This window comes from Streptomyces sp. 8K308, assembly GCF_004348315.1.
Classification (GTDB): Bacteria; Actinomycetota; Actinomycetes; order Streptomycetales; family Streptomycetaceae; genus Streptomyces.
This window is the reverse complement of the sequence record NZ_SMKC01000389.1, coordinates 1-6,265: the sequence shown is the minus strand read 5'-3', so window position 1 is coordinate 6,265 and position 6,265 is coordinate 1. Positions and strand designations below refer to the sequence as shown.

The window sequence follows — 6,265 nt, the reverse complement described above, 5'->3', positions numbered from 1 at the left end:
GTGTGGTCTTGGGCGGGGTCGGCCGTCGGGGATTGGCCGGGCTGAATCATGCACCTCTCCGGTGAATCGCTCGGAACAATCCGATCATCCCATGATTACCCCGGCCACCCCCTGTTCTTTTCGCCCCTCCGGGCGATCCCACCCGGTGCGTTTGCTCACATGCCCCGGCTCGGCGCCGCGCCACGCTGAGCAGGTGCGAACTGGCGGCCAGCAGCTCGGGGTACGGCTCCGCCATCCTGGCTGCCGCCAGCGCCGACTCGAACAGCGGGGTGCCGATCACCGACTCCCCCGTCAACTGCTCCGTCGCTTTGAGCATCCCCCATGTCGGTCCCTCGACCCCGAACACCTCGGCACCCTCGAACCCCGCCGCCGCGACCTCGCTCCGCAGCTCCTCCGCGCTGTGGAAGTACGCCTGAGTGAAGGACTTCTTCCCGTCATGGACACGCGACTCGAGGATTCCCGCGATGCTCCGCCGCACGTCCTCCCGGTGCAGGTGCGCGAACGCCGTGTGCTCGAACAGCGAGGCGTACCTGTTGATGCCGGCGGCAGCGAGGAGCCCTCCGGGGCGCAGGACGCGGAACGCCTCGCCAAGAGCCTGCCGCCGGTCGCGGGCATCGATGAGGTGGTAGAGCGGGCCAAGGAGCAGCACGACGTCAAACGAGGCGTCGGCGGCGGTGAGTTGTCGCGCGTCGCCCGACTCGGCGGTACAGCCGGCGATCCGCCCGGCCTGGTCGATGTGGCGGGGAACCGGGTCGACCAGGTGCACGTCGTAACCGTCCGCGATCAACCAGCGGGCGTGCGTTCCCGGACCACCGCCGACGTCAAGCACACGCGCCGGGGGGCTGGGGCAGGTGGCGGCGCAGCAACTCCTGGGTTCGCAGGAGCTCCAACGTGCCGTTGGCCGACGACGACAGCCGGTCGGCCTCGGTGACCTTCGAGGTGTAGAACGTCATCACCTCGGGAGCGATCCGCGGGGCAGTCATGTGAGCATCTTGTCCCGCCATCGAGTCGGACTCCGTGGTCACCGGAGGTAGGTGCGCTGCCACTCGGCTGAGGACATGCCCTGGGCGGCGTTGGCAAGTGCGATGGCCGATGGCGTCTTGAGCTTCGCCCGTGTGCTGTCCACCCACTCCTGGGCGTTGCGATAGCCCTGCTCCAGGTACTCAAGGCCCTGGATCATGCACTCCAGCTTGTCGGCGTCGTGAGCGACCAGCACTTCGAGGGAGTCGCCGTTCTCGTACTCATCCACGATGGCCTGGATCCCGGCGGCCACGACCGGAGGGGCGTCGGCCACCTGGTCCGCCGTGACTTCCTCGTTCTTGGCCGCGGTGAGGTAGCGGCGTCCGATCCATGGGATGTCGCCCACGCGGGTCTCCTGTGTGTCATGAAAGGTGCACAGCAGAGCTACTTTCGCCGGATCGGCGCCCTCAAGCATCGCCAGCACGGACCCAATGATCGCCGTGCGAAAGCTGTGCTCGGCGATCGTCTCCGGATCCTTCACACCCGCGATCCACCACCCACTGCGCTTACTGCGCTTGAGCGCCCCCATCTCCATGAGGTAGGTGACCGCCCCCCGGGCGTGCTGCTCGTCCAACATGCGGCATCCTCTCTAATCACGCTCTGGTCAGTCGTAGACCGTAGTTCAACTGCTCCAGTTCTCGCCGGGCTCGCGACGATACGCTGTCCGAGTCGAGCAGTCGTCGCACCCGGCCAGCCAGGTCGGCCGTGAGGCGCGAGTCAGCCGTCAGCAATGCTGGGTGCGCGGCAAGCAGGGCCCACACCGAGTGCACGTTCAGGTCGATACAAGCCAAGCCGGGGTCAAGTCGACTGGCCATGGCTCGCAGCAGAGCGCTCGCATCCCACTGCTGCGAGGTGCGGGAAGCCATGAAGCCGTCGTCGGCCCGCGGAAGCGGGTCAAGGCCAAGCCAGTAGGCCCAGTAGTTCAAGTTGGCGGTTTCTCCGGCATCGTCCCGCATACCGTGGTCAATGAAGGCCCAGAGCACATCCTGTTCCCCGTGCCTCGTCAGGGAGGTGGCGACTGACCGTGCGTCCGACCACTCCAAGGGCGAGGTGAAGGTGAATCGCATCGGTTTGCGCATGTGGCCAACCCAGGCGTGCGTGTCCGGGGCGCTGTCATAGCTGCACAGGTAGACGGCCTGTCGCCGAAGTAGGGCTCCGTCTTGGCCGAGTCTTTCGGCTTCCTCGGCCCACCGCCTGAGGTGGCTGAAGGCAGCCTGACGCTCCGCCGCTGGCAGGAGCGGGGAATCGGGAGTCGGCCCTCGCCGACGCGGCGTTCCGGGAGGGGCTTGGGGAAGCGCCGCCGGGGGTGCCCCCGTGAGAGCCCAGGCGATCATGTGGGCAGCGGCTCGGGTGTACACCCACTGAGCGAGAGGATGGTGCTCGACGCTCTGCCGCGAGGGCACCGGGTTCTCCAGCGCGTGGGCAATGACCGCGTCCGCCTGACCAGCGGCCTCCAGAAGCACCACGAGTTCGGGATCAGCGCCGCACTTCAGAAGTCGTCGGCGGACGGTCTGAAACTGTCCGACGGAGATGGCCGACAGGGGGCGTCGGCCAGATTCCCAGCCCTGCATGGTCGTGATATCCACGCCCAGCAGCTCGGCGAGGTGACGCTGGGTCGACGGCACGCGTTCCCGAATGATCTTCAGCAGGTGCCCGCTGACACCTCCGGCCTGCCTGCGGACAGGGGAACCCTGGCCACCGGTATGGGTTCCGCGACGGGGCGAGGACTGAGCTGAGGCCATGGTCCACCTTCCGGTGCCTGCGCCTGGCGCAACTTGTACTCTGCGTCAGTTTTTTCGGCCCGCTGGTCACCGTAGGTTGAGAACCCGCTGAACACCCCAGTCGGACAACGCACAGCATAGTCGCCCAGAGCGACGATCCGACTGCGTTCGTGTTACTCGCTATGCCGTCCCCGGGAGGTGTCCCATGACCGTCGTCACCGTGCAAGGCGCCGAGGGTGATGAGGTGTACACCTGGGATATAGCGGCTCGTGCACAGGACATCGAGCGGTGGCGCGGCGTGGCCGTAGAGGCGGTGGCGAAGCTCGGAGGTGACCCGGACGCTGTGATGCTGGCCCGGGTGGGTGTCTCGGAGTTGCTGAACAATGTACTCAAGCACGTCGCGCACGACCCCCGCTGTCGGCTCGTGGTGGCCCGTGAAGGCGACAGCTTCCGCTTCACGGTACGCGCCACCACCGCCCGTCCCGAAGACGCCATCACCGTCGTGACCGGCCGGGAGGGGCCCGTCGAACCGACCGTGCCCGTGACCTGTTCGTACTGCCACCACCCCGTCGTCGTGAACGCCGACCACGCCACCACCTGCCCGTGGAAACGTGGGAAGGCACCGGCGCGGTGACCACCGGCATCACCCTGCGCTGGGGCCGCCACGAGCTGATGGGTCAACTGGTCACCGACCCGACCACGGGCCGTGTCGGCCGGCTGGACGGGGTGCTGGAGCACGTGGCTCGCGGCGCCGGGCGGGTCCTGCGTGTCGAGGCGCACATGCGGCCAGTCGACGGCAGCGGCGTGGAGTGGACCGCTGACGCGAACGCCCTGGTGCCGATGACCGAATCATCCTGACTGCCCACCGCGCCGCGGAAGGGGCTGCCGCGGGGAGCGGGCCGTGGGTGTCGTGGGGAGCGCTTAGGGTCGGGGTATGGACCATGAGCCGATGCGACGAGTCGCCGAGTTCCGCGAGGTGTTCGACGGGAAGGCCGAGGCCGGACGCCCCGAACTGGCGGAACACCGCCGGACGTTGCTGGCCGAGGAAGCGGGCGAGGCCGCCGAGGCCCTCACCGACCTCGCCAGGGCCCTGCGAACCGGCGGCGACCCGCTCACCGCGTACCAGGCAGTGGCCAAGGAGCTGGCCGACGTCCTCTACGTCACCTACGGCGCCGCGGACGCGCTGGGGATCGATCTGCCGGCCGTCTTCGTCGAGGTCCACCGGTCCAACATGAGCAAGCTCGACGCGGACGGCCGGGTTCTGCGCCGAGTCGACGGCAAGGTGCTCAAGGGCCCCGGCTACCAACCACCGGTCCTCGACGGCCTCGTCGCGTGGCCGCCGGCCGGTTCCTGAGTGCTTGCCTCGGACCCACGGACGCCGACATCCAGCCGGGAGGTGCCCCGTGCACAACCACGAACCCGCCGGTTACGACTGCCCGTTCTGCCATCTCACCCCGGACCGGGAACCCGACGTGGTCTACCGTGACGAGCGGGTCTTCGCGCTGGTCTGCCCCCGCTGGTGGCCGCGGAACGCGGGCCATCTGCTGATCATCCCCGTCGCCCACCACGAGAACCTGTACGACCTTCCCGCCGCCGACGGCCACGCGGTCTTCGACGCCACCCGGCTGCTCGCCCGGGCCATGCGCACCGCCTACGACTGCGCGGGGGTCTCCACCCGCCAGCACAACGAGCCGGCCGGCGACCAGAACGTCTGGCACTTCCACCAGCACCTCTTCCCCCGCTACCCAGGCGACGACCTCTACGGCACGCCCCCGCAGCCCGACTGGCTCCCGGCCGACCGCCGCCGCGCCTACGCGGAACGGCTGCGCGCCGCACTCACCGCGTAGGGCCCGGCCCGCCGTCGGTGGTGGCGGGCCGGGCGGTCGGGCGGCTACGCGGGCCGCAGGCCGGGGTCGCCGGCCGAAGAGACGAACGTGGCGGCGGTGAGGACGCCGGCGCCTGGCGTGGTCACGGTGGGCACGACCCGGTACTCGGCGGTCAGTTGGCTGCTGTCGAGGGTGAGCACCACGTAGCCGCGGCGCCCGTCGTAGAAGCGCAGGTGCGGGTTGGCGCCGGTCAGGGCGGGCCAGTTGGCCGGCCGCTCCGAGCCGTCGCCGCCGCTGGAGATGGAGCTGGTGACCAACTCGACACCGAGGTTGTGGGAGGCCGGGTCGTCCCAGTCCGCCTTGAGGTCGAACGCGTAGTGGACGTGCACGTCCCCGGTCAGCACCACCAGGTTGTCCACGCCGGCGTCGCGGGCGGCGGCCAGGAGGCGCTCGCGGGCCGCCGGGTAGCCGTCCCAGGCGTCCATCGACAGCGGCCAGGGGCCCTCGACCCGGTTGCGGCGGCGGGCGAGCACCACCTGCTGTGGCACCAGGTTCCACACCGCGCGCGACCGGCGCCAGCCGTCGGCGAGCCAGCGCTCCTGGCTGGCGCCGAGCAGCGTGCGCTCGGGCGCCGCGACCTCGTCCGTCGGCACCCGCCAACCGTCGCCCAGAGCCTGGTCGTCCCGGTACTGACGGGAGTCGAGGATGTCCAGCTGGGCGAGCCGGCCGTAGTCGAGCCGCCGGTAGAGCTGGGCGTCGGGGCCGTGCGGCAACTGGGCGCGGCGCAGCGGCATGTTCTCGTAGTAGGCCCGGTAGGCGGCGGCGCGGCGGACCAGGAACTCCTCGGCCGGCACGCCGTTCTCGGGGATCGCGCCAGCGTAGTTGTTCTCGACCTCGTGGTCGTCCCAGGTGACGACGAACGGGTGGGCGGCGTGCGCGGCCTTCAGGTCCGGGTCGCGGTGGTAGAGGGCGTAGCGCAGCCGGTAGTCCTCCAGGGTGACGGTCTCCCGGTTGAGTTCGGCGGGCAGCGCGTCCGGGCCGGTGTAACCACGGGCGCCGGCGGCCGAGTTGACCGGGTACTCGTACAGGTAGTCGCCAAGGTGCAGGACGGCGTCGATGTTCTCCTCGCGGGCCAGGTGCCCGTAGGCGGTGTAGTAGCCCTGGTCGTAGCGCTGGCAGGAGACCAGCGCGAAGCGCAGCGACTCGGCGCTGGCGCCGGGGGCCGGCGCGGTCCTGGTGCGGCCCGTGGGGCTGGTCCAGCGGCCGACGTGGAAGCGGTAGTGGTAGGTGGTGGCCGGGCGCAGGCCCTCGGCCTCCACGTGCACCGCGTGGTGGAACTCGGGGTGGGCCTGGGTCTGGCCGGCACGCTCGATCCGGCGGAACGCCTCGTCCCTGGCGATCTCCCAGCGCACGGTGACGGGTTGGGCCGGCAGCCCGCTGTCGACGGCGAACGGCTCAGGCGCGAGTCTCGTCCACAGCACCACCGAGTCGTGGCGCGGGTCTCCGGAGGCGACGCCGAGGGTGAACGGGTCGGCGGGCAGCGCGGCCGGGTCGAGCGGGGCGGCGGCCTCGGCGGAGTTGGGGAGGTTGGTGGAGAAGGCGATGGCCGCGGCGGCGCCGGTGACGGTCAGGAAGCGGCGCCGGTCGAGGAGTCGGGCCGCGGCGCGCAGCGCGTCCGTGGGCGAGGACTCGGGAGGG

General features: G+C 70.3%; 7 protein-coding genes and 1 pseudogene. 4 read left to right on the top strand and 4 right to left on the bottom strand.

Annotated elements, in window-relative coordinates; genetic code table 11:
* Positions 1-172: 172 nt before the first annotated feature.
* The 3 genes and pseudogenes from E1265_RS32090 to E1265_RS32080 form a co-directional block, all read right to left on the bottom strand.
* A pseudogene (locus E1265_RS32090) lies at positions 173-983 on the bottom strand (class I SAM-dependent methyltransferase); the annotation flags it as partial.
* 38 nt (positions 984-1,021) lie between these two features.
* Entirely contained in the window at positions 1,022-1,597 is a 576-nt protein-coding gene (locus E1265_RS32085; RefSeq protein WP_132934479.1) for an HD domain-containing protein, read from the bottom strand.
* Between the two features lie 16 nt (positions 1,598-1,613).
* Positions 1,614-2,645, bottom strand: a complete 1,032-nt coding sequence (locus tag E1265_RS32080; RefSeq protein WP_132934478.1) for a helix-turn-helix transcriptional regulator — start codon at positions 2,643-2,645, stop codon at positions 1,614-1,616.
* 301 nt (positions 2,646-2,946) lie between these two features.
* Here E1265_RS32080 and E1265_RS32075 point away from each other — a divergent pair, with 301 nt between their 5' ends.
* From E1265_RS32075 to E1265_RS32060, 4 genes are all read left to right on the top strand, one after another.
* Positions 2,947-3,375: an ATP-binding protein gene (locus E1265_RS32075; protein WP_132934477.1), complete on the top strand. Its 429-nt coding sequence runs from the start codon at positions 2,947-2,949 to the stop codon at positions 3,373-3,375.
* Positions 3,345-3,599 carry a hypothetical protein gene (locus E1265_RS32070; RefSeq protein WP_132934476.1) on the top strand — a complete coding sequence of 85 codons (255 nt, stop codon included), beginning with the start codon at positions 3,345-3,347 and terminating at the stop codon, positions 3,597-3,599. Before E1265_RS32075 ends, E1265_RS32070 begins: the two co-directional genes overlap by 31 nt.
* Positions 3,600-3,690: 91 nt before the next feature.
* Positions 3,691-4,095, top strand: coding sequence for a MazG nucleotide pyrophosphohydrolase domain-containing protein (locus E1265_RS32065; RefSeq protein WP_243741259.1), 405 nt, complete (start codon positions 3,691-3,693; stop codon positions 4,093-4,095).
* Between the two features lie 49 nt (positions 4,096-4,144).
* Positions 4,145-4,588 (top strand): HIT family protein, encoded by a 444-nt coding sequence (locus tag E1265_RS32060; RefSeq protein WP_132934474.1) that lies wholly within the window; start codon positions 4,145-4,147, stop codon positions 4,586-4,588.
* 44 nt (positions 4,589-4,632) lie between these two features.
* Here E1265_RS32060 and E1265_RS32055 read toward each other — a convergent pair whose 3' ends face one another.
* A complete protein-coding gene (locus E1265_RS32055; protein ID WP_132934480.1) occupies positions 4,633-6,237 on the bottom strand; it encodes an alkaline phosphatase D family protein in 1,605 nt (534 codons plus the stop codon).
* Between the last annotated feature and the right edge of the window lie 28 nt (positions 6,238-6,265).